The sequence below is a fragment of the Microbacterium sp. NPDC090014 genome (assembly GCF_044748285.1).
GTDB lineage: Bacteria > Actinomycetota > Actinomycetes > Actinomycetales > Microbacteriaceae > Microbacterium.
Genome location: NZ_JBIVFS010000003.1, coordinates 1,358 through 3,432, shown reverse-complemented (window position 1 = coordinate 3,432; position 2,075 = coordinate 1,358). Strand labels below are relative to the sequence as shown.

Sequence of the window (2,075 nt, the reverse complement as noted above, 5' to 3'; positions counted from 1 at the left end):
TCTTTAAGAGCAAACGGTGGATGCCTTGGCATCTGGAGCCGAAGAAGGACGTAGCAATCTGCGATAAGCCTCGGGGAACTGATAAGCAAGTTTTGATCCGAGGGTGTCCGAATGGGGAAACCCCGCTGGGCGGCGTGCCGACCTAGTGACTCCCGCCTGAATATATAGGGCGGGTAGAGGGAACGTGGGGAAGTGAAACATCTCAGTACCCACAGGAAGAGAAAGCAACCGCGATTCCGTTAGTAGTGGCGAGCGAAACCGGAACAGGCTAAACCTAGCGTGTGTGATAGCCGGCAGGCGTTGCACGTTGGGGGTTGTGGGACTTTTCAGTCATCTCTGCCGAGATGGCGGCGTTACACGATGGTATAGACGAACGGTCTTGAAAGGCCGGTCATAGAGGGTGCCAACCCCGTAGTCGAAATGCCAACCGTGGCGCGAAGAGTATCCCAAGTAGCACGGGGCCCGTGAAATCCCGTGTGAATCTGTCAGGACCACCTGATAAGCCTAAATACTCCCAGATGACCGATAGCGGACAAGTACCGTGAGGGAAAGGTGAAAAGTACCCCGGGAGGGGAGTGAAATAGTACCTGAAACCGTTTGCTTACAAACCGTTGGAGCAGCCTTAGTAGCTGTGACAGCGTGCCTTTTGAAGAATGAGCCTGCGAGTTAGCGATATGTGGCGAGGTTAACCCGTTGAGGGGTAGCCGTAGCGAAAGCGAGTCTGAATAGGGCGATTCAGTCGCATGTCCTAGACCCGAAGCGAAGTGATCTATCCATGGCCAGGTTGAAGCGACGGTAAGACGTCGTGGAGGACCGAACCCACTTAGGTTGAAAACTGAGGGGATGAGCTGTGGATAGGGGTGAAAGGCCAATCAAACTTCGTGATAGCTGGTTCTCTCCGAAATGCATTTAGGTGCAGCGTTGCGTGTTTCTTGCCGGAGGTAGAGCTACTGGATGGCCGATGGGCCCTACAAGGTTACTGACGTCAGCCAAACTCCGAATGCCGGTAAGTGAGAGCGCAGCAGTGAGACTGTGGGGGATAAGCTTCATAGTCGAGAGGGAAACAACCCAGACCACCAACTAAGGTCCCAAAGCGCGTGCTAAGTGGGAAAGGATGTGGAGTTGCCTTGACAACCAGGAGGTTGGCTTAGAAGCAGCCACCCTTGAAAGAGTGCGTAATAGCTCACTGGTCAAGTGATTCCGCGCCGACAATGTAACGGGGCTCAAGCACGCCACCGAAGTTGTGGCATTGACATTATTGGTAGGCCTTCGTGGTCCAGCCGTGTTGATGGGTAGGAGAGCGTCGTGTGGCCAGCGAAGCGGCGGTGTAAACCAGCCGTGGAGGCTACACGAGTGAGAATGCAGGCATGAGTAGCGAAAGACGTGTGAGAAACACGTCCTCCGAAAGACCAAGGGTTCCAGGGTCAAGCTAATCTTCCCTGGGTAAGTCGGGACCTAAGGCGAGGCCGACAGGCGTAGTCGATGGACAACGGGTTGATATTCCCGTACCGGCGAAGAACCGCCCAAGCTAATCCAGTAGTGCTAAGTGTCTGAATCCCAGTGACTGATCCCTTCGGGGTGACGCGTTGGGCCTAGCGCACGACCCCATTCTGGTGCGGTTAGCGTATTAACAGGTGTGACGCAGGAAGGTAGTCCAAGCCAGGCGATGGTTGTCCTGGTGCAAGTGCGTAGGCCGAGAGATAGGCAAATCCGTCTCTCACATAGGCTGAGACACGATGCGGATAAAAAGTGGATGATCCTATGCTGCCAAGAAAAGCATCGACGCGAGGTTCTAGCCGCCCGTACCCCAAACCGACTCAGGTGGTCAGGTAGAGAATACCAAGGAGATCGAGAGAATCGTGGTTAAGGAACTCGGCAAAATGCCCCCGTAACTTCGGGAGAAGGGGGGCCTTCGACGTATTAGGACTTGCTCCGAAAGCGTTTGGAGGCCGCAGAGACTAGTGGGTAGCGACTGTTTACTAAAAACACAGGTCCGTGCCAAGTCGCAAGACGATGTATACGGACTGACGCCTGCCCGGTGCTGGAAGGTTAAGAGGACCGGTTAGCCGCAAGGT

General features: G+C 54.7%; 1 rRNA gene (cut by a window edge). It reads left to right on the top strand.

The features are described from left to right. A 23S ribosomal RNA gene (locus ACIPV5_RS17580) occupies positions 1–2,075 on the top strand; it runs 1,122 nt beyond the window's last position.